The organism is Pelatocladus sp. BLCC-F211 (assembly GCF_041928655.1).
Lineage (GTDB): Bacteria > Cyanobacteriota > Cyanobacteriia > Cyanobacteriales > Nostocaceae > Pelatocladus.
This window is the reverse complement of record NZ_JBHFLM010000177.1, coordinates 52,492-74,841: the sequence shown is the minus strand read 5'-3', so window position 1 is coordinate 74,841 and position 22,350 is coordinate 52,492. Positions and strand designations below refer to the sequence as shown.

The window sequence follows — 22,350 nt, the reverse complement described above, 5'->3', positions numbered from 1 at the left end:
AAGAAGTAACCCGCGAGTCGTTAAAAAAACTAGGGCTAAATTTCCCTCCAAGAAACCGATACATAAAGGGGCAGGAGCTAAAATTCAAACACTCACCTTTTCTGTAATTAATACAGCTTAGAGCTTAACCGAACCGTATTGCAAGTGGATGAAGATGAAAACTCCGAAAGGGTGACAGAGTTTCTCTACCTACAAGCCAAGCAAGCAGTCAAAGAAGCTGTGATGCCAGTTCTTAGAGATTCTGAATATCGACCTGCCAAACTAAAGCAACAAAAACGATTCATGAATCAGTCGATTGAAGAAATAAAAGAGGAGGAATTTTAGCCAAAACAAACACTTCAAAAATAAGCCATTAAATAAACCACTCTTGTTAGAGTGGTTTATTTTTTAACTAGCTATTATTTATTTTTGCACAGTAGTTGAGCTGCTTACGCAGGAATACGAGTGAACTATTCGTAATCGAAGAAATTCTCGTGTTCAAAAAGCTACTTCTTTCAGCAACCATGATCACCTTATTGTTACCTCAATTTCCAGGAATTGCTGGAACAAATCGAGATAACCTTAGCGGAGGAGCATTGGGAATTATCCAATGCTCCCATATTAAAGGAAAAACCAGGATAGTATGGCAAGTAATTGTTAGCGAGGATAAACCACCAATTAATGGGGTGAAATTCAATCTAGTAGCATCTGGAGAAAACAGAGACATCTTCCAAGGCGTTATTCCCCCTACTACCAATTACCAAACAATTCAGATATTTGACAGCATCAAAAAAGGAGCTAGTATCACAGGAGAAGCTTACAACATCAGCCTATCAGGTGTATATCGATATTGGTTACGAAAACCACTCACAGTTAAATGCAACTAATCTAACCTAGATAATAGGGAGATAGTAATCTTCTAGCGTGTTGATTCACTATCTCCTGTTTGTAATGATCGTCTTTAACAACAGTTTTTATCATGATAAACCAGAGCGAAAACCAAACTACCGGACATATCCGAGTTGGCAATAGTAGCCAAATTGATTTTGCCTTTTGGATTCTACTACAAGACGGACTTCACGTCCCCCCATTTGACAAACATACTGGTGGGAATTTATGTCTCCAACAACACGCAATGGATGCCCAATCTTGGTACAATTGGCTGCAACTGCTCCTTATCGGGCATGACAACCGACTGGCTTGGCATGTTGAAGATATCGATAAAGAAACTCAACAAAGAGTACAATCTTTCAAACAGATATTGGATGTAAACCAAGAACATAATATTATTTGTAATGAAGATTGGTACTCTGAACAACAACAATTCTACTCATCACTACTAACCGAACAAGAGCAATCATATCAAGAAGCACTTGAAGATTATCAAGATATTAATCTAGAGATAATCAATCAAAATCCACCTCAATTATGGCAAGGTAGTCCGCAAATTCAAGAAATATTAGCTCAAATGTGGTCTGATTACCAAACAGTAAAATACTCCAACCAATTTATCACAGAGCTTCTTACACGTCCCCTACCTTGGGATATCTATTTAGCTGACCACACTAACTCCTACCGGGAAATCTATCTTGTCGATTATCCCTACTCTATAGAGGTATTTGTTCCACCGATATTTGGAATGGTAACGATCCCAAACTGTCCAATTGACGAATCCTTACTCGAACAAAAATTATTCAATCTTGTCAATAATTCTTAATCAATTTTCACCGGAATAATAATTCTTTAATACACTTGTTCATTAGTTCTTGTCTTGAAACTTAGTCTAGCAATCTTTAACTTCTAGTCTTTCTTTTGTTGGCTCACTCCCCACAGGCGGAGTGAGTTAAATTTTTTTTCAGGCGATCGCTTTAGGCGCGTTCCTGCTCTAAGTCTTTTCTAGCTGTTGAAACTGTTTTTTGAATCGCAGTTTCGATCTGGGGTAAATTGCGCCGCTCAAACTCTCCAGTCTGTGGAAGATACGCTACTACAGCTTTTCCTGAAGAACTAGCATAGTCAATGATTGGGGCTGTTTCTATACTACCGATGCCAATAACTATATCGTTCGGCTGCTCCAAAAGTTGCATTGCATTTTTTACTGACGTTGCAGCAGATAACTCAATATTGATATCGCGACGCGATCGCGCGAGATCCTGAATTGTCTGCACAACAACAGAGGGGCTATCTGACTTGTAGGGCGAAGCATTTACGAAATGGACTGTATCACAGCCAAGCTCTATTGCACGGTTAACAGCACGTTTAACCATATTACACATCACCTGTTCGGTTTTACTAGTATGCGATCGCTCGACGGGTGCTTCAAAAAATACGACTGTGGCAACTCGTTTGTGGTCTTTTTGATCAACCTGCTGTTGTGTGCTTTCAACATCTGAATACTTGACAGTAGTTGGGTCAATGACTATATCAGCATAACTAGCAGGAGCATGATTAACAGTACCCGTGAAAGTAAAGCCGTGAAGTTGTCTGCCTATCTCTGCTAGTCTCTGTTGTAAAAAAGTTACTGATTGCTTATTCAAAATTCCCAATACTTTGTCTCCTACCAAAGCAAATACTTTCGGTGGTTGACGTGGATTAGTCTGGCGCAAGTCAATAGTTATATTAGTTTTCTCTCCTTGCCATTGACGATTCGCAAAAGCATATTTATCAACACCATCAATCTGTAACTTATTATCAGGATTTTTTAAGCTAGTGACAATAATACTAGTGCTGTCAGAGGAAGTAATATTGGCGATCGCTTCACATCCAGGCAATAAATGGGGAGAACGAGCATCAAGTGTACCAAGCTTTTTACCCTCTACTATTACCCAACGAGCAGTCTGAGTTGGCTCACGGGGATGAGGGCCATTCTCAAACTTAATTGCAACTTTTTCACCTTTAAAATCTCTGTTGGCATACTCATTAAATTGAGTACCAATTACCTTCATCTGAGTAAATTGCAACTGCTTAAGTTGATTTTCTATCGACTCTGGGAAAACAGCGAACGCTACACTAGCTCGGCGCTGACCGTATTTTTCTTCAGTGTGGCTCACATCATGAATAGCCGCTGCTAGCTGTAACCTTTCTGCTTCTGGAGTATTATTTCTTACGGATTCCAGATATTCTTTGGTTTGCTGCTTTAAAGCATCTATCATGCCATCACTAATACCAAAATAAAATTCAACCTTACCCTGTTTGATAGACATTCCGGGCTTGAGATCGTGTTCGGACATAGACTTCATGCTAATTGTGCCAATCGGGATATCTATCTGTTTACCCGCAGAAGTTTTATGTTGAATACAAGCCAATAAAGGATGTGGTATTTTTTGGGTTGGCTTTCTCAACGAAATCTTAATACTGAGTTCTGATGCTTTCCAGAATTCTGGATTTTTTGCTAGATCAAAATTAATTAAATTAGTAATTTCTAGCTTTTTTCCACTTAATGGAGAAGCAATGACTATATAAGGCCCAGGTTCTACTTTTCTCCTTGATTCTAGTTCAAGACGCTGCTTGACGACGGAGTTATAATTACTCTTAATTGATTGAGCATATTCTTTCTGTGAGGAAGTAAACTCCAATTCTGGATAAAAGCTTCTAAATTGTTCAATAGGTCTAGCTATTAGTTTGCACTGCTCAAAGATTTGATTTGTTTGCTTAATCATTAAATCAATAGGGCTATAGCCATTGGTCTTCATACCCCTATCTGTAAAGGCTTCTGATTTTTTCTTGTCGTTCAACCACTCTACTTCTTTATAAGCTGATATAGCCTGACAGTATTGGATAATTGAGTCCTGGGGTCGCAATGCACTTTTGGGACCATCAGTAGCTACTTGTAATTCATTCCCAAGTTCAGCTACACAATCTTTCAATATTTTTTTAAACGACTGCAATTGTTGTTCTATTTGATAAGAGGCAGGGGGCAGGGGGTAGGGGGCAGGGGGAACTAAAGGTACAAACCTCACTCCTTGTGGGTGAAAGCTCCCTTGCTCCTTTTCCCCCTTGATTGAAACCTCACCCCTTGTGAGTGATTTCCCCCTGCTAAGAGCTCCCTGCCCCCCTGCTTTTTCATTCTCATCCCTAGCCTGCACTTGGGTAATCTTATATATTTGGTCTAATGTCTTATCCGGTATTTGCAATTTACCTTTTTGATGTCTGACTACCACTTTACCTAAATGCACTAATATTTTTTTGAGATAATCAGCTTTTTCTGTTTGAGGCATTGCATCAATTTCACATTGCAGTGCGATATTTTTTTGAATATCATTGGCAATGATTCCAATCTTATTCTCCATTGCCGATACAGCAATTTCTTCAAATGTCCCTTGATAAGGAACTTTAGTTTTTTTGACTATATCAGGATAACGATTTGATGGTAGAATTTTTTCTTTGACTTCTGCGGACAGTCTTGGAAAATCTTTACTTGGAGCAAAAGCCAGGAGGTCGCCATCAAAATCACACTGCATATTATCCATTGCAGTTTTGGGATGTATGTACACGCATCCATTTAACATTTCTGGTAAATATTTATTTTTTAAAGTAATCACGCCATTCGAGTTAATTAATGGCGAACGAGTCACTATAATTTCTTCGCCTTCTGCTATATAAGGTATACAAATTTCGTTTAACTTTAAATCTAAACTTGGTTGAGCAAGACCAGATGTAAACTTGATAGAGCGTCCAGTAGCAATTTCTACCCATTGTTTTCGAGCAAACTCTTGAAGTTCAGCTATAATTTTGGGATGCTCGATTAGTTGACAATAACCCGACAAATCAGCTTTTAATAAAGAATAAATTAATAAATCTTTTTGCTGAGTACTATTATCTTCACCATCTTCAATTTCTCCAGTTTCACCACCAGAGTCTAAACTATCAAATATAGAAAATTTATTTTCTATTTCTTCTAAAGTATCTAATGAAGCTTCGTCGTGTTTCGCCCTGAGCGCTTTACGACGCTCGTAAGTTTCAATATATCGTAGTGCCAACCTTCTAGGGTCTTTTTGGTCACTAGCTAGTTTTTCTGCTTGTTGTTTAATAATTGGCAAGATTTCCTGCTGTACTGCTTTAGGATAGTTGACTAAAATCTGCGTTCCTAAACTGTGTTCCCGATATTGAGCCACTGCTTTGACACCCAAACCAACAGTGAGCATATATTCCCCTGGTTGAATGGCATCTTCTCCTTTTCTCCCTTTGAAGGAAGAGGTTGCCAGCACTATGTCGTAGCCAGTTTTAGTACGCAAAGTGCTGATTTTAGCACTACCGCCCATCCTAAAAAAAGACTCTCCAAATTTATCTAACCTTGCAGGTGCAAGCGTACCTTTAGCAATTCGCATCACTGGACTTTCTTGTTGTGGTCTGATACCAAGACGGAACTGAAAGGGACGCGATTCTATATTATTAGAAACAGCAAAATCTTTATCAATTAAACCCTTACAATCACCAACTAACTTTTTAGCATCGTTGTTGGCGATCACACCACCGTTTTCTCCCGTCGTATCGTCAACTACTAGGACTCTCACATTTCGCAATTCTTGAAAAGTCCGACATGGTGTCAAAGGTAACGGATAAGCTGCTCCATCTGAAGGATTGGGGTAAAGCTGCTGGCGGATGTTGGGGTCATTTGCAAAGAACATCCTCTTACCAGATGAGAATTGTAAACTCATCCCATTATGTTCTGACAAATCTTCTGGTATTGTGGCTTCAGGATAAGCTGTACCAATGCTAAACTTAACGCCTGGAAATAAATATTCAGCCAGTGTGTTCTCAAGTTTTTCTTGTATGAGTGTATCTTGCTTAGTTTTTGTATCGAAATGATTGAGTTTTAAAGCCATATAACTTCATCGTTCATAAATTCAAAAAGGTTTTACAATTAGAATTCATATGCACATCTTCTTCGTGAACAATCATGCTTAATCTTAATAATTCACAAATTACCATCAATCAATTTTCTTATGGAATGACTTCAGAAGAACTCATCACCGAAGGTCATGTAGATGTTGACTATTTTTACGACCCTGATGAGGAGGAATTCAAAAAAGATATTGAAGAGATAAAGCGCATAGTTAGAGAGGAGGGGTTATCTGAAAAAGAATATATAGAATTTTAGTTAAATACTAATTTCCAGCATTAGTACAAAAGTTTTTATTTTTCAGACAACTTCAATTTAGACGAAAGCAGGTGCTGACATATTTGCTCTGCCTTGGTAGCCAGCAATTAACTTGTTCAAAGATTCTACATCTTTTGATTGTAGAGTGGGATAATGGTGAGACCTGCGGCAGATTAATGTTAGCTCCTCTGCCCATTGGTTGTAACTAGAACTGCCGATAATACCTTCACTAGATTGAATATAGTTAACTAGCACCGAATCGTTAAACTTGAAAGCGTCTTTACCCCATATTCCAACACATTGCAGTAGATATTCATAATCAGCGAATACTTTGAAAACAGGGTTCCATCTAGGAGCATCCCTGCGGTAGTGAGCGAAACCATTGCTGTCGAATATTTCTTTGTGCCGTATCAATTGTTGAATGTCACACTTGGCACTGGGTGAGACAAATGGTTTACCAGTACGGATTATCTTGCCATTGTTAACAACATTGCGACGACGGTACTGGCGGTTCATTAGATAGCGAGTTTCGGGAGAAAAAAGGAATAATTCGCGTACTGTGGCAACAAATTCCGGATAGAAGCTATTGTCATCATCTAGATAGGTGATTAATTCTGCTGTCGCTACATCCAGTCCAAAATTACGAGCGTGACACAAGCCAAAACCACTACTGGGATGTTCCATTTCCAAATAGATAATGGGTAAATCTGTTTTGATACCAGTAATAATGTCTCGTGTCTGAATATTCCCACCATCGTTGATTACAATCCACTCAAAGTTGCGATCACTTTGGTTGAGAATGCTTGGCAATGCGGTAGATAGTAATTGTTGGGGGCGGTTGTATGTTGCTGTGATAATTGAGAGTTTCATCGTTCAAAACTTCTATCGTTTGGGTATTGTCGTGGTGAATTTATCAAAGCTTGGATTTGCTGCCATTTGTTCATATCTTCTGCTGTTAATCCCCTAGCAATTTCAATTTGGTTATTGACAAGGTTTATTTTGATTAAAGTTGTATTTTCATTGCTTCTAGAAAGAGAAAGTGCCTGTGTATTCCGGTTGTAACTTAGTTTGTAGTGATTGCCTTGCAGTACTTCCAAGTTTTCTTTAGGGCGGCGAATTGATTCAGGGTAAGCTTTTGTTTGCTGCTGAAATAGAGTTATAGCAATAGGAGCAAGAACAGTGGCACGTTGTTGCTGCTCTTGCTGCAATTGTTGATAGTTCCACTTGGGTAATTCTATTCTCAGTTCCATTTTTACGAAACGTTCTGCTAAAATTGCCATCTCTGTGGGTCCAATGCCACCTGGGACAGGAGTGATATTTTGAGGAATGTTGTACGCACTGCGGTCAACATCACCTTTAGGAAGGTCTTGTTTCGTTTCTCCAGGGAAAAATCCACTATCGACTACTAGCCTGTGTTGGCCAAGAACATAGGCTGTTGTTAAACCGGGTACGCCTGTTACTGTCGCAACTATATCTGCTTCTCTTGTTCTAGATAAATCGTCGCCATATTCAATTACAAAACAATTAATGTTTTTTGATTCTAAATAATTAATAACGCCACTACCTATAAACCCACCTCCTCCAATTACTGCAACATTAGAATCTGGTTGTGCGTAACATTCAATTATTCTAGCTACACCTTCAGATGTGGCAGGTGCATTGAATAAGCTGTTAGGTGACTCTCGCACTATATCAATATCTTTTTCTGGGGATAAAATTTGAATAGAATCTTCAAATTCTGCTGGTATAGGAAATTGAATTATCGCAGCTTTTACTTGCTCCGATTGATTAATTCGTTGGAGAATATTTTCAAATTGCTCTACTGTAGTTGTCTCTGGCGATAATATTTCGCGGTTAACCTTTACTCCTATTGATTCAAATGTGGCTACTTTTTGATTTTCTGACGTTAAAGCTGCTTTATACATCCCCTTTTTTATATTATCTCTATCTGATAGCTGTTGGTTTTCTGCTAGTAAATAAGCTGGAGGGTTAAATCTAACTATAGTAATTTCTGTACCTTGTAATTGCTCTTGATATTTTTTACATTCATTTTTGACATATTCCTTGATTATATTGCCATCAATTAATCCCATTTTATATTTGATTAGGCTGATAATTGTGATATTTGATTAGGAGAATGATTCTCCTAATCATCTGATTGTTAATTATTAGCTAGTAAAAAATTTTTCTCCGGAATTTGGTATTTTATTTATTTCACCTAAACTTTTATTGTTGCAATCGACCCAGCTAGTCATAAATCTTTGAGTTCTCTGAAATTCCGTGAATTCAACTTTTCCATCTGGACATTGTTTTTGAAACCATTCTTTAGCTTCTAATTCAGTATCAAAAGTTCTCGCCTCCACTTCTGATTTAGTTTTATGCCAATTACTATCACCAGTTAAATTACAAACATATTTCGGCATAAGCGGCTAATTCTCCTTGATTACGTTGATGTCAGCTAACAATTATTGTTTGCGTTCACTCAACAAACTTGCGCTTTTCGGGTGGAACAGCCCAAATCAAACAATGACCAGACTTAGCTTTGCGTTCATAGTAGGAAAGAACAACACCTAACTTTTGGGTGTCCTTAATACAATCTCCATTATCTAGATACCCCCTGTTCCAATTAATTAAATCTTTGGCGAATTTCCCTTCCTTTGACGTCGCCCACTTCATCGCTTCCAACTCCTTCCAAGTTAAGGAGCTTGACTGCACCTGTGTATATCCCCCACCTAACATTCCCATAATCGGACTAGTAATCCAACTAGGCACAACCAAGCCCATTATGAAGCCAAAGCCCAAGATCAACAACAACAAGATAGTGGCAGGAGTCACACTCGTCAGAATATTCTTACCTTCTTGTAACAGCGTTTTGTGAATTAAAGCATAGGCAGAACGCTCTATAGCTACTTTCTGTCGCTCGACTGTTACTTGTTCTACCAGTTCTAAAGTTTTAACTAAATCTTGGTTCCAATGCTGGAAAAGTGTTTGCAACGTGTCGGGTGCATTTTCTAGCATTGCTTCCAGCCTTCCGGTAGCAATCAATATCAAAAACAAGGGGTCATCTTGAGATAGTCCACAACTCAGAGCAAAATCCACTACCTGTCGCTTGAAAGCTTCACTTTTTCCCTCTAAAGCTTCGGACAGTAATTTATTTACATTAGGACTAACAGATTTATCTACAGATTTATCTACAGATTTATCTGCCGACTTTGGTTGGCTAGCAGTAGTGGTTTGAGAGTTTTTATCTACTTTAGTTTCACTCATTTACATTGTCCACAAAAAAATAGGTTTCATCTAAGCACCCGCGCAGGAATAAGTTGGTCAGGCTTGGCAGCGCCGGGTACGGCGCTGCCCCCTCCACGAGGAATTTTAAATGAGTTGAATAAATATAAGCCTGACCAACTTATTTTTGCTCAATCCCTAACTAACCCTGTTTCTTTAAACGCTGCATATGCTTGTTTGAGAAAATTCTTCACCCTCTGCTTTGATACCACCCCCAACTCATGGTGAGCTAGAGCATCCTCAAAAGTTGCTCCTAATCTATCAACCTGGTTACGCTCCCAGAAGGGAAACTTGGGTAAGTCCATCACAGTGAAATTATATTTAGTTTTAGCTGCTATAAACTCTGGCATTTCATCTATATACTTCCAGTCGTCGCACATACCCCAATTTCTTACGAATACATGGAGCATCTGATTACCTAAATCTTCCAAAGACTCCAGAAAGAAATTTACCGAATCAACCCCACCAGTACACACAAACCATTTCACAAAAGTAATTGAATTCTCCTTACCCAACTCAATCAAATCATTGCGTTGTATCCATTGAGTTACATTCGTGTAAACCTGAGCAGGTAGATTCACAATCACCGATTTTTCAAAAGCTAAATCAAAGATTTTGTCTGCTTGTTGAGCTTGCTTTTCATCATCACTAAAAAAAGCAGTCTCAACACCAGAATAAATTTTGCTAATGTCCTTGTTGCTGATATCTGCATCTACAACCGTTGTATCTAACCCTATCGAAATACAATACTCGATAAATGCCCTTGACAAGAACGACTTTCCACAACCTCCTTTTTCACCATCTATAAGATGGATGGTCGTAGGTGATTTAGTAGATATTTTTTGTTCCTTATTATTAGCAAATTTTAATGGTAGTGGAATTTGAAAAAGCTCTTGCTCAACACGCAATTCAGCTTCTGTCGCAGTAGTTTCCGATTGCACAGAAGCAGCAACGCTATCTTTATCTTCATTAAAAAGCTCTTCTGAACTTGATTCACCATCAAACTCATATCCCAAATCATTAATTTCGATGTGAAGACTTTCATCAATCGTTTCTGGTTGTGAGTTGTAGTCAAAATTGGTTTGTGGCTGCATCTTTTTCAATTCTTCTAATGGAGATAATGGTACAAGAGCAGAAAATTTTTTGACGTTTTTCTTGGGTCTACCTCTTTTTCTCTGTCTAAATTTCATATTTCCTGTTTTTTATAAAAAGTTAACCAATCCTGCATCGTCATAATCATTCTCCCCAGCAAGATGGCGAAGAGTATCAAGGGACAGGGTATTTGATTGAGGTGTTTTGGAATAAGGCAATGATGTTACCGCATTTGGCTTGGGAGATTGAATTGTTTGTGGGGCTTCTTCTAAGCCGACTAACCCCACAATATCTTGTGCTTGTTTTCTCAAAGTCTGTACCGCAGAACGTGCTATGCGCCGCATCTTTTCTTTGTCACCAGAACAATCTTCTAATAAAGCATAAGGTAGCCAAAATGACCGCAAAGCTAAGAGTAACATCTCGGTTTTACTAGTCATTTGATTGTTTTGGATGTACTGCATCAACTGTGCATCAAGTTCGTTACGTGGCTGATAACGCCAGCGAAAATCTATTCTTTCCATAAACTTGTACCTATATCATTCGTGTTCTAAGGCAGAAATCATTTTTGTACCTGTTGGGAAAAATACAAAAACACACTATAGACATCAGCTAGTCTACTTCCCAAAGAAAACTTATCTACTTGTTTGGGTATATCAGCACCCACTCCCCATAAACATGGTGTTCCGGGATAGTGTGAATTCAATTCTTTTCTCAAGTAATCTGCTGTTCCACCGCAGAAAAGAATTTCATCTACTACACTTCTATCAATCACCTGATCCAGCCAACTTGTGAGTGCAGCAGTATACTCCCTTCTGGCAAGCTTGACCGCCTTTTGGAGAAGCTGTAACTCGTTTTGTCTATTAGTGTTAAGAGTGCTTCTCAACAATCGGATAAAGGGTGTGGTAGATATATCGCTTCCTGCTGCTACTATTGCCGGAGCAAGCCTAGAAACCGTTTGCCCTGAAGTTTTTGCTACTACTGTTTCTAAAAGTCGAATCATCCCCAAATCCGAAGTCTTGCCATTAGCTTCCAATCTACCCTTGTCGCTGATTAATACACTTGCGTTGCGATAACCCACCATTAAAAGAGCGATCACTTTTGTTTTGAGAGTCTCTCCTACCTTCTTTTGGTATGCCAGGTATATTCCTGCTCCCTCTGGTAAGCATTTGAATTCTACCAATTCCACCTCCATTCTTCCTGTTGGTGTTGTGTAATTACCAAGTACTGTTTGAAGTTGATGCAAAAAACTTTCTTTGTTTTCTAACTCCCCTGGTGGTAACAAACAAGCAAGCGCCAGTTGAAATCTTGCTCCTAATCTCAGCTTTTGTGATACAGCCCAAACCGCTGCTAGAGTTTTAGCGATCGCTCGTTCGTACTTTAACTCTTTCAAACCAGCATTGGCGTAGTAGTTATTTTTTGCCAAATAACCCACAGCAAAGGTGTCAGGTGCATAGCTTACCCATGCGATATTTTCCGGTTCTGTTGTACCCAAAGTCTCTGTTGAATGGGAAGCAACTGACTCCAACGGTACTTTTAATACTTCCGGTTCCATCACCAACAATCCCGGATTATTTTGGTGTAATTTAGTGTAAATTCCTTTGGTTGTACTCCCACCAAAATCTAAAGTCAAAATCAATAGGGAACTAGATTTTTTTTCGGTTCTTACTTTTTGGCTACTGTCAGTCATAAAAGTATAAAAAAAATGAACTCATGTATGAAATACCTGGAGGAATCTGGAGGGAAGTGGAGGTAACTTATTAGTATAACTTATTGTTTTCTGAGCTAAATTTCGTGTAATTTTCCTCCAAATTCCTCCAAATTCCTCCACCCCAAAATTAATTCTTGAACAATGGCTGAAAAAGCTTGCTCATAAGTTTTACAGACTTTTTACTCAGTGTTTTTTTCGTGAATATAATCATTACCAATCTCTGGAAACATCCTTTTTTTCTCAAAATTATGAGCGCGTTGATTTTTTCAGTTTGTGAAACTTACTACACATTTACTCAAAATTATTGTCTGAAAAATGATTTTGGGGATATTTTTTTGCCTCCTGTTAACAGAATCAAAATAGACATTATCTCTATTTATTAATTTATAATCTTATCATCAATTACAAAATACGTAGAACAAAAAGAGATGGAAATGTATTTTCAATTACACTAATTTTTCTGCAATTCTATCCCAAAATCTACTCAACTAATCAAGCAATAATACGCACTCTTCGTTCCATGCCCTTTGCTATCTGTAGAATACAAAAAATCAAAGATTGGGGTTCTCTAAATAGTAATGAATCCCATACTGCAAGAATTAAAGACATACCCAATGCCAACCCAAATGTTGATAATCTTCGACTCATTGGTTCTCCCGATGACCCTAGCTTGGCAACCTTGGTTAAGAACAAAATCGGAGAGCAGAAAATTCGTTCCAATGCTGTTTTGGCAGTGGAATTATTATTGAGCGCTAGTCCCGAATTCTTTCGCCCTGATAACTCATCGCAGTCTGGTTACTACTTGCCTAAGCGTTTAGAGGATTTTCAACAAGCTACCCGTTGTTGGCTGAATCAGACTTTTGGCGATCGCATAGTCCGAGCTGAATTGCACTTGGATGAATCGACCCCCCATATCCACGCATATCTTGTCCCCTTAGATGAATATGGCAAACTCAACTGCCGGGGACTATTTGGTGGATATGAAAAACTTTACCAGCTGCAAGATAGCTATGCAGCAGCAATGGCATCTATTGGATTGGAACGCGGTATCAAAGGCAGTAGAGCCAGGCACACAAAGATAAACAAATATTATGCCGCTGTTAACCAAAGCTTTGAAACTCTAAATTTGCCAAGCTTCTTCCCACAACCTCAAGCTGGAGAATCAAGCGAATCTTATCGACAACGCACGATTGAACTTCTTCGTCCCCAGTTGGAAATTATCAATCACCAACTAGCTGATCGCACTCGCTTGCTTACACAGAAAGAACAATTAAAACAAACTGCAATAAATAGCGAAAAACTAAGGCAACAACTAGACCGTGAATTACAGTCTCTACAATACCAAACCAAACAATTGCAGGACTTACCACCCGCACAAGTGGCTTATGAGTTGGGCTTGAATCATTCCCTACAACCTCATATTGATACCCTTGACTTGGTTATGCAAACTAACCAATACACCTTCGACCAGGCGAGTGCTTGGTTGTATGAGCGTTTTGGCACTCAAGGTATGCTACAAGCTGTTATCCATCATGCTAGAACCCAAGCTTTAAATATTGCTCAATCTATTTGTTTTCAACCATTTGTCCCACCTCAACAAAACGCTGCTTGCTGGCCAGAAGTTGAGCATTACCTTACACGATCACGCTGTATCCCTCAAAAGTTAGTACAAGCTCTATACAAACATCGCTTAGTTTACGCAGACTCTTTTGGGAATGGGGTGTTTACAGCACGTAATCTTGCTTTGGAGGTGACTGGAGCATACTTGCACCCTACCAATATCAATGAGAATGTTTTTAATTTGTATTCCACAAGCAGGCGATCGCAAGGTTGGTTCCATATCAGCATGGGCGGAACTAAAGATTCTCCGACAAAAACAGCAATACTTGTCTCATCACCTATTGAGGCGTTATCTTTAGCAACCTTGAACGTTCCTCACGAACACAGAACACTATATCTGACTATTGATAGTGAGTACGCCAAAATTCCGGTTGAATTTCTACAAAATGTACCAACCGTGGCTATTGCTATGTCCACAACAGCCGCAAGGGCAATCAAAAAAGCTTTACCACAGGCTATACATCTCAAACCAAATACTACTTGGAACGAACAACTAAAGAATCAGAATTCAAAACATTACAAAGCAATTGAGGAGATGGAAAGATGATCGGTTGTCCGCATTGCAAATCAAACCAACTTCGCTCGGTATCTGCTACTTGGTCGGAGCAAACATATAGTACAGAGCTTTCTCTTATGAGTTCTGTATTCTTTTCTAGACTCAACGCAAGTGGAACAACCAGTTCTGTTTTAGCCGTGGAAAAAAACCGCATAAATCGCGCAAACCTTTTGGTTTATTGGCTCTGCGAATTAACTTTTCGCGGTGGATTCTCAAAACGAACGGGTTTTCGCAACAATACTGAGAATAGTCGCAATAAACCCGTTCGTTTTGAGAAGGTTTGCGCGATTTATGTGTATTTATGCGTCCCCCAAAGATTAGCTCCACCACAAAAGAAAAAACTCTCATGGTTTCTAATTATTCCCATTATTTTATTGTTCAGTTTTATCAAACCAACATTTAGTCTGGGAACAGTAATTTTGATAGGATTAGCAGTTATTATGCCGATAAAAACTTGGTTTACATACTACAACTGCATGATTTATCCAAAACAGATGAATAAATGGCGTTCTACCTGGTATTGTGCTAGTTGCGGTGCTGTATCAGTTATTAATCTTGACTAAATTAATTTGGCTAAAATTTCCATGTTTTTAAAGAGGACAAATGCTATTTCAATTACATAATTCAACCAGAAATAAAAAGAAAGTTTGGCTAATAAATTTGTTTGCTAACGCTCTAATATTGTTTGGATTAGTATCTTGCCAAACTACGTCCCCTACTCAAACTTCAGATATTACAACTGACCAAATCAATTCAAAATCCAATAAAGACCAATCTTCGTACCCACCTGCCTCTGTTATTGTTTTGCAAGTGTGTGGGGTTTCAGGTACTGAATCAGGAGAAAAATGCATTAATGTTAAGCGAAATCTTTGGGAACCGATAGGTGAGGCAAAGCTAGTGAAAGCAGGTTTCTTTGACTCACTCAAACTAATTGCATCCTCTGCCGGTTGCGTACCACCATACAAAAAGCCGATATCTGTTCAATTTTACGATATGGATGCAATTTTTCGACCTAAAACAGGAATCAAACCAACCGCTTCCATTGTTTCAAAAACCAAAATGACGGATGCTCAGATTAATAACGAGATTAGATTTGGAGAGGCTTCTTTAACATCCAGATGTGAGGCTTTTGAAGAAACTAATCAAAAAAATTAGATAGAATTTCCCCAAAAAGTAGTGATTGCTGGGGCATATTCTGAATCGTCAGGGCTAGATGAGGGCTGAGTGAAGTATTTAGCCCTATTTTCAATCGCCAATATTCTATCTGTATCCCGCACATATAAAGGAACCATTGCTTCTCGCTGCTCCAACAACTCAGCTAATCCAATTAGAATCTCCCGCCCCTGATGAAACTGACAACGAGCAGCTTTCTCTACCATTCGTGCCAATTCTGCCCCGGTACAGTTGACAGTCTTGTTGAGGATGACGCGCCATTCCTTAGAACTTAGAGGATTACCGCCATTACAGTAACGTTGATCAAATCTCGCCAAATGCAGCGTCAAAATTTCCTTACGCTCTATAGCTTGAGGGAAACCGACGTAAAAGATCTCTTCAAATCTGCCCACTCTGGTTAATTCTGGTGGCAGTGCGTCAAGTCGGTTGAGAGTTGCTACTACAAAAACAGGACTGTGCTTATCTTGCAACCAGGTGAGCAAAGTTCCTAAAATTTGTTTGTTGTTAGTGTTATCTTCACCAGTTACAGAATTGGCAGCAAACAACTTATCAAACTCATCAAAGTAAAGCACAACAGGAGCGCAAGCTTCTACCCTAGTCAATAGGCGCTTAAGATAGGTTGCCCCACCTGTTGCGACTGCACCTGTATCGATGCTAATCAGAGGAAATCCCAATTCTCTTGCTGAAACATTTGCTGCAAGGGTTTTACCTGTCCCTGGAGGGCCTACTAAAAGCACTCCTTTGGGAAGGGGAATATTAGCATCTCGTGCTTGCCCAGAAAAATCAAGTTTTGCCTTTTTGATAAAATCTTTGAGCAAATCCAACCCACCAAAATCAGGCACATTTGGGCTGGGAATAAAGTTCAAGTTGAAAGCCAAAAAGCGACTTATTTTGTAAGACAGTAAGTGTGAAGCTAGAGTTTGAGTATTTATTTGGTCAGCCGAATGAAAAGCTAAGGCACATCCTGTACGTATCTCCTCAATTGTTAAGCCAGAAGCAGCATGAACTAAGCTGGATATTTCAAATTCTCCTGGCAATTTACCTAGAAATTTCGCAAAAAAAATTTGAATGAAACTAGCTATCTCTTCAGAAGAAGGCAAGGGGGTAGAAAGAGTCGGAATTAAATCACATAGAGATTGAGGTAGCTCAGTATTATCCGTTGTCATTAAAATTACATATTTAGCTAATTCACATTTTGACAATTCGTAAAAAGTATTAATGATTTGGGAAATAATTCTCGAAGAAATACCAAAATATCCAGGTAAGGTTTCCTTAATTAGGGAGGGTAGATTCTCAAATATAAAAACTCCCTCGCCATCATAGGACAGTAAACAATCAAAAGCAGCAAATACACCGTCGTTAATAACTTGTAATTCCTTTAAATTTACAGGATAAAACTGATTAATTTGTGAATCAGCTTTAAACTGTTTAAAACATCCCCAACCAGCATTCCATACATATAGAGGGATATTTTTATTCACAGCGATTTCTTGATAAATCAATTCTAATACTGTTATGCGTTCACATAACGGAGTGCTAACGCTAACAATAGGCGTAGCTGCTTTAAACCATAAACTTAACTTAGATAATTGCATACTTCTAGTTATCTTTCTAACTCTTGACTCTCTACTTTTGTCGGTGAAAACGTGACGCTGTAATCAAATCTATAATGAGAAAACACTTGCTCAAAATGAGCCAAATCCTTCTCATTCATAGAACTGGTAATACTTCCTTTTTCTTTTTGAAGTAATGTTCCACGTCCATCTTTTGCAACAATGCTTACACTTCCATCTTGACTAGCCTTCCATTTGTAAGATAAAGCTCCATCAATTTCAACATCTTCTTGCCGAGCAAGAGCATACTGTATCAGAGCATTCACAACATTATTAACACGGTTTAAATATTCTGCTTCCTGTTTTCCTACAGAATTGAAAGAGGTAGGAATAGGTTCATTTTGCTCCAGAGAATGTCGTAAATCGTCAATATCTTTGATATGTGTTGGGTTCAAGTTTTCTTTTTCAATCTTCACACCTAAAGGTGTGGAGCGAAACTGCATAATTTTTCTGTTACTATTCAAATCTAAAACTTCATAAGATGAACCATTGTAAAAAATCTGATACGCAGGTGTTTGGTACTCCCTCTCTCCCGGACGTGTTTGGCTATGAAATAAAGCTTTCAGTGATGCCGCACCTTTGTGTTTTGCAGAATGTTCTCTAAACTCTTGCACTGCCATCTTAAAAGCAGCATCTACACTACCAATCACAATTAATACATTGTTCTTGACTTGCTGCCACCATGATCTATTTTGAGGCTGTTGAAGCCTTCTCTCAATTAGATTTCGATACAAAGCACGTTCCTGTTCTAATGCCTTTCTTTCATTTTGCAACTGCTGGAGTGTACTTAATAATAGTGCTTTTAAAGGGCTATCTTCTATTGATTGCAGTGATGACATTACTCGCTCACTTCCATTGATTGTGCTGGAATTATTATTTTTTTGCACTTCTTTTTCTTGAACTTGATTTACTGGTTGAGGATTTGTATTTTGAATAGTGTTTTGCGATTCCAAAGTATTAACAGTTACTCGACCGTTTTCATCAGATTGCAAAACAATTCGACCATCTAATTCAACTGTTTTATTAGCTGCTCCCTCCACGATGCCTCCAACAGGCGTAGAACGTAATCGTTGGAGCTGCACAATGAGTTGAGGATTTAAAAGCTGTCCTGATAATCCTGAAACCTCATCACCGAGGCGAATCTCAGAAAAAGAGGGAGGCTTGATGCCCCTTGATTTATCTATGGGCCAATCGATTTTATCGATAGAAGCCTCCCTCTTTTTCTCTAGCCAATATGCGTCACGAAATTGGTTTTGATCACGCCCGTAAACGAGTCTGTCTTTATCGAATATTTTCAATCCTTGATATTCATTATTCTTATCCTGTTTAGCATCTAACAAAGCTCGCAGCAATGTTTCAATCATTTGTTCGTAATGGCGCTGCATTGTAGATGCATCACCAGCAGAAACCGTAAAGACTTCAGGCATTAACTAATTCTCCAGTTAGGTTAAGTTGTTTTTACTAAGCACTTCCAAATAATAAAATGTCCCGCCCTCGCGTTCCGCCTTGGGGCGGAACGCTCATCAATCCTTGGACTGAGCCAAAATATATTTGATAGGGCGGGACATTTTATTTTCTGGAGATCCCCTAACTTTCAATCTGTATAGATGGTAAGAATTGCAATCGATTAATAACAATCTCTGAATCTACATAAAATACTGCTAATTCTCCATCAACTAACCATGCAAAAAACTCACTTTTTTCATTAACATTTCTCGTAGTTTCATAAGGATAAGAATCACAAACTCTACCAACTAATAAACCATGCTGGTCAAATACTTCTACACTGACCGGGCAATAGTTCTCGTCAAAAGGAGATTTGTTAACAGCATCATTTACTATCTGTTGCCACTCAGGGTAGCAGATCAACACTTCAGACACGCGATCGCTAAAATTTATTCGTAATGTTTCCATACCTAAATCTCAAAACACATTGGAAAGTTCTTCTGGAGACGGTACTTCTTTTTGCTCCTGTTCTGGTATTGGGAACAATTTTTCAACTAGAGAGCGCCGTTCGAGAAATTGTTGGGAGCGCTCTGCATCGCTAACAATGCTTGGGGAGTTTTGAGCAACTAGTCGTGAGCGAATCATATCCCACTTACTTTCTGACCAATTCATTTCCTCAATATCAGATCGAGGAACCTTAAGTTTTTGCAGCAACGGGACATAAGCTTCGCTACCACAAGTGTAAGCTGGGTTGATAATCACTGCTTTACCTGTACCCATCTTGGCAAACTGCGCTGGTTCCCATAAGTGACGCTTTTGGCGCTGTTCGTTCCTGCTGTGCGATGCACCTCCTTTACCCGTACTGCGCGATTTGGAATTAAATTGAATTTCCATCTCACCAAGGTAGTCGCTGAACAGTTTTGCAGATTCTGGGTCTTGGGGGTTGAAGATAAATTTGGTTGCTGTTCCTCCTAAAATAGCTCTGGCTAATTCCTTACCGTAAGCTTTCTCTAACTGTGAAATATTTTGGTATCCTAATATACCTACAAATCCGTCCTCGCGGTTCTCGTTCAGCCAATTCACCAACGACGGTAGATACAGCGTCGGCAATTCATCCAACGCTACCACTAAAGGGTCTTTACGTGGCACAGTCCGCGATACGTTGCGGCTGACAATCATGTGCAAGATGGCAGCTAGCAGTGGCCCAACAATATCGCGGTTATTTCGGTCTAACCCAAATATAATTAGCTGCTTTCCATCCAAATCCAGTGGTAATGTGGTTTTACCACAGAATCCACCGACAAAATCTTTCTTGAGAAAGCGCTGAAACATCCTTTGAGCATTACCAATGATAGAAGCAGCTGTCTTTTCTGAATGTTTGACGCTAATGAGCTGAGAAAGCGGACGAGTTGTCCATATCTTCAACTTGGACTTGGATGCGGCTTCTAAGCGTACTGCCAAATCGGGTAAGCTGAGAATCGCTTGGGCCGTCATTAAATCGCAATATTGGTCATCACCTGTGAGAGTAGCGATCGCTTTGGTAACTAACAAAATACCTTCTACCAGTGATTCACCCGCTTCCTCAAAGAATTTGTCGCCATTGTTATTGCCGCCACGATCAAAATTACGAGAAATCACAGAAGTCATCTGGGCGGCGGCGATCGCATCTTCTTCATCTTTGAGCAAGTCCAGAGGATTGCAAGACTCACTCTCAGCAAATCCTGGCGCAAAGACTCGCACTGTGTAGCCACGCTTCATTGCATATGCAACAGCTCGTTTCGTTTGGGCAGGTTAAACTAAGCAACAATGTCGCCATTGCTACTCGTCTTCAAAACCGGACTTGAGACTTTCACCTCATCCGGCTCCTCAACTGAGTGGCTCTTGTCATGAGTACCTTTGGCGTTGGATGTTATGTCCGGCATGAATTTGGTCATGGCAGTGACGATGAAGCAAAACCAGATTGTTCCATTGATTATGAGAGCGATTCTGGTCTTTATGATGAACTTCTATTAAGTCATCCATGCCAAAATACAGACCACAGAAAGGACATTTCCCTTTTTGTTGTTTAAGTAGTTTAGCTACTCGTGAAGGGAGTTCAGGATGTTTACCTGTACGGGATGCCCAATAGCTCCAATCTCCGTCATACGGACTAGCTGTTCCTTTAACCTTAATATGCCTGATAATAGGGGTGTCTGAATGATTGAGGAGTTTTGCTTTATCTGTTGTACAAAACGTCCATCCCAAACCTCGATTGACTCCCCAGTATTTATCCATAGCCCAGTAAGAAGATTTTTGTGAATGTCGCCGTTTCGCCCAACTTTTAAGCTTATTGAAAAGCATATGGTCGAGTTTGGCAAATAAGCGCTTACTCACGGCAGTAGAGTAGTAATTACACCATCCGCGAATCACAGGATTCAGGTGGTCTATCAAAGCCCTTTGTGGAGCCGCTTTATGCCGTTCCACTATGACGCTTAAGTTATGATAGTGCCTTTTTATGCTTTCTTGACTGGGTTTGATCAGGACATGAAACCCTTTATTATTTCTTTTATTCGTGGTTCGATACTGACGAACATTGAAACCAAGAAAATCAAACCCAACTTGACCATTAATAGGGTCGAGAGTATGGGTGATACGGGTTTTCTCTGGTTTGAGGGTTAGACCAATTTCATGAAGCCATTGATTAATAATTTCTTGGCATTTTTGGATGACAGACAAATCTTGATGGATAACTACTAGATCATCAGCATATCGGATGACTTGTGGTTTCCAGGGTTGAATTATCTGTCCGTCACGTTTAATTGTAGCTGGAAATGCGTTTTGAATGGTTGTTTCTAGTCCATGCAAGGCGATATTAGCCAGGAGTGGGCTAATAACTCCCCCTTGAGGGGTTCCTGCTTGTGTAGGAAAGATACTATCACCATCTAGCACTCCTGCTTTCAACCACGCACAAAGGGCGCGTCGCAACAGTGGAAATGTACCAATTTTTTTCACAAGAGCTTCATGATTGATGCGGTCAAAGCATTTTTCAACATCAGCATCCAAAACGTATTTTGGTTTACGGTTGGTCAGTTTAAAAATTGCGTCTATTGCATCATGGCATCCTCTGCCTGGTCTAAAGCCATATGAATTTGGCTCAAAACGAGCTTCCCATTCAGGTTCTAAAGCAAGTTTGGCTAACCCTTGTCTGGCTCTATCTTCCATAGTAGGTATACCCAATGGTCGCTTCTCTGCCTTTCCTGGTTTGGGAATCCAAACTCGGCGTGTTAGAGAGGCTTTGTTCGTGAGCTTTAACTTATTAACCATTAAAAGGCGTTGTTGTGGAGTCAAATTTTTGATTCCATCAACACCTGCTGTTTTCTTGCCTTGATTATCCTGGGTCACTTTTCTGACAGCCAAGCATTTGGCAGACCAAGATTTAAGTAACAGCTTTTGGAGTCTGTGGACTGTCTTAACATCACCACGCTGTGAGGCTCGGTAAATCCGCTTTTGGAGCTTAAACACCTGTTTCTCTAACTTTCGCCAGGGCAGTTTGTTCCATTCATACATCGGTACGTTGTCCGTGTTCATGACTTTTATACTCTACGCACGTAGCTTTACCTTCCATTCAGTCGTGTCTCTGTCGGCTTATCCTTGGCATTACTCAAGGCATTTGCTTTTGAGACAATCCTTCTCTCATGAGGCTTGCGGTTGACACCTACTCAAAGTTTCGACCTTACTTTTGAGAGCAACTCATGAGAGTTATCTCGTTCCTGATATTCGTTTGACGTTGTATGTAGGACGG

At 39.4% G+C, this 22,350-nt stretch carries 20 protein-coding genes; 7 read left to right on the top strand and 13 right to left on the bottom strand.

Annotated elements, in window-relative coordinates; genetic code table 11:
- Nucleotides 1-144 precede the first annotated feature (144 nt).
- The 3 genes from ACE1AT_RS21980 to ACE1AT_RS21970 all read left to right on the top strand — a co-directional run bounded on the left by ACE1AT_RS21980 (nt 145) and on the right by ACE1AT_RS21970 (nt 1,696).
- A complete protein-coding gene (locus ACE1AT_RS21980; RefSeq protein ID WP_374872186.1) occupies nt 145-324 on the top strand; it encodes a hypothetical protein in 180 nt (59 codons plus the stop codon).
- Between the two features lie 149 nt (nt 325-473).
- Entirely contained in the window at nt 474-866 is a 393-nt protein-coding gene (locus ACE1AT_RS21975) for a hypothetical protein (RefSeq protein WP_374872185.1), read from the top strand.
- 92 nt (nt 867-958) lie between these two features.
- Nucleotides 959-1,696, top strand: coding sequence for a hypothetical protein (locus ACE1AT_RS21970; RefSeq protein WP_374872183.1), 738 nt, complete (start codon nt 959-961; stop codon nt 1,694-1,696).
- A 151-nt stretch (nt 1,697-1,847) separates the two neighbouring features.
- Here ACE1AT_RS21970 and ACE1AT_RS21965 read toward each other — a convergent pair whose 3' ends face one another.
- On the bottom strand, nt 1,848-5,801 hold the full coding sequence (locus ACE1AT_RS21965) for a hypothetical protein (protein WP_374872181.1): 3,954 nt from the start codon (nt 5,799-5,801) through the stop codon (nt 1,848-1,850).
- A 74-nt stretch (nt 5,802-5,875) separates the two neighbouring features.
- On the opposite strand from ACE1AT_RS21965, the gene ACE1AT_RS21960 reads away from it, so the two are divergent.
- Nucleotides 5,876-6,076 (top strand): hypothetical protein, encoded by a 201-nt coding sequence (locus tag ACE1AT_RS21960; protein ID WP_374872179.1) that lies wholly within the window; start codon nt 5,876-5,878, stop codon nt 6,074-6,076.
- A 57-nt stretch (nt 6,077-6,133) separates the two neighbouring features.
- Here the strand turns inward: ACE1AT_RS21960 and ACE1AT_RS21955 are convergent, their stop codons facing one another.
- From ACE1AT_RS21955 to ACE1AT_RS21925, 7 genes are all read right to left on the bottom strand, one after another.
- Nucleotides 6,134-6,946: a glycosyltransferase family 2 protein gene (locus tag ACE1AT_RS21955; protein WP_374872177.1), complete on the bottom strand. Its 813-nt coding sequence runs from the start codon at nt 6,944-6,946 to the stop codon at nt 6,134-6,136.
- The gene (locus ACE1AT_RS21950; RefSeq protein WP_374872175.1) at nt 6,943-8,169 is read right to left on the bottom strand and encodes a tetrahydrofolate dehydrogenase/cyclohydrolase catalytic domain-containing protein; all 1,227 of its coding nucleotides are present in this window, start codon (nt 8,167-8,169) and stop codon (nt 6,943-6,945) included. The genes ACE1AT_RS21955 and ACE1AT_RS21950 overlap by 4 nt, the downstream gene beginning before the upstream one ends.
- Before the next feature lie 75 nt (nt 8,170-8,244).
- Nucleotides 8,245-8,499, bottom strand: a complete 255-nt coding sequence (locus ACE1AT_RS21945) for a hypothetical protein (protein ID WP_374872173.1) — start codon at nt 8,497-8,499, stop codon at nt 8,245-8,247.
- A 55-nt stretch (nt 8,500-8,554) separates the two neighbouring features.
- Complete coding sequence (locus ACE1AT_RS21940) at nt 8,555-9,343, bottom strand: DUF6753 family protein (RefSeq protein ID WP_374872171.1); 789 nt, start codon at nt 9,341-9,343, stop codon at nt 8,555-8,557.
- Nucleotides 9,344-9,492: 149 nt separating this feature from the next.
- Nucleotides 9,493-10,551 (bottom strand): cobalamin biosynthesis protein CobQ, encoded by a 1,059-nt coding sequence (locus ACE1AT_RS21935; protein ID WP_374872169.1) that lies wholly within the window; start codon nt 10,549-10,551, stop codon nt 9,493-9,495.
- 12 nt (nt 10,552-10,563) lie between these two features.
- A complete protein-coding gene (locus tag ACE1AT_RS21930) occupies nt 10,564-10,974 on the bottom strand; it encodes a hypothetical protein (RefSeq protein ID WP_374872167.1) in 411 nt (136 codons plus the stop codon).
- Nucleotides 10,975-11,012: 38 nt separating this feature from the next.
- Entirely contained in the window at nt 11,013-12,140 is a 1,128-nt protein-coding gene (locus tag ACE1AT_RS21925; protein ID WP_374872165.1) for a ParM/StbA family protein, read from the bottom strand.
- A gap of 541 nt (nt 12,141-12,681) precedes the next feature.
- On the opposite strand from ACE1AT_RS21925, the gene mobV reads away from it, so the two are divergent.
- Genes mobV through ACE1AT_RS21910 form a run of 3 tightly spaced genes read left to right on the top strand, consistent with a single transcriptional unit; the run spans nt 12,682 to nt 15,492 of the window.
- The gene (gene mobV / locus ACE1AT_RS21920; RefSeq protein ID WP_374872163.1) at nt 12,682-14,328 is read left to right on the top strand and encodes a MobV family relaxase; all 1,647 of its coding nucleotides are present in this window, start codon (nt 12,682-12,684) and stop codon (nt 14,326-14,328) included.
- Nucleotides 14,325-14,900, top strand: coding sequence for a hypothetical protein (locus ACE1AT_RS21915; RefSeq protein WP_374872161.1), 576 nt, complete (start codon nt 14,325-14,327; stop codon nt 14,898-14,900). The genes mobV and ACE1AT_RS21915 overlap by 4 nt, the downstream gene beginning before the upstream one ends.
- Before the next feature lie 40 nt (nt 14,901-14,940).
- The gene (locus ACE1AT_RS21910; RefSeq protein ID WP_374872159.1) at nt 14,941-15,492 is read left to right on the top strand and encodes a hypothetical protein; all 552 of its coding nucleotides are present in this window, start codon (nt 14,941-14,943) and stop codon (nt 15,490-15,492) included.
- On the opposite strand, the gene ACE1AT_RS21905 is transcribed toward ACE1AT_RS21910, so the two are convergent.
- The 5 genes from ACE1AT_RS21905 to ltrA form a co-directional block, all read right to left on the bottom strand.
- Entirely contained in the window at nt 15,489-17,105 is a 1,617-nt protein-coding gene (locus ACE1AT_RS21905; protein ID WP_374872157.1) for an AAA family ATPase, read from the bottom strand. The genes ACE1AT_RS21910 and ACE1AT_RS21905 overlap by 4 nt on opposite strands.
- Before the next feature lie 8 nt (nt 17,106-17,113).
- Nucleotides 17,114-18,550, bottom strand: a complete 1,437-nt coding sequence (locus ACE1AT_RS21900) for a hypothetical protein (RefSeq protein WP_374872155.1) — start codon at nt 18,548-18,550, stop codon at nt 17,114-17,116.
- A gap of 160 nt (nt 18,551-18,710) precedes the next feature.
- Entirely contained in the window at nt 18,711-19,037 is a 327-nt protein-coding gene (locus ACE1AT_RS21895) for a hypothetical protein (protein ID WP_374872153.1), read from the bottom strand.
- Nucleotides 19,038-19,046: 9 nt separating this feature from the next.
- On the bottom strand, nt 19,047-20,327 hold the full coding sequence (locus tag ACE1AT_RS21890) for a type IV secretory system conjugative DNA transfer family protein (RefSeq protein WP_374872151.1): 1,281 nt from the start codon (nt 20,325-20,327) through the stop codon (nt 19,047-19,049).
- A gap of 126 nt (nt 20,328-20,453) precedes the next feature.
- A complete protein-coding gene (gene ltrA / locus ACE1AT_RS21885) occupies nt 20,454-22,136 on the bottom strand; it encodes a group II intron reverse transcriptase/maturase (protein ID WP_374872149.1) in 1,683 nt (560 codons plus the stop codon).
- Nucleotides 22,137-22,350 lie beyond the last annotated feature (214 nt).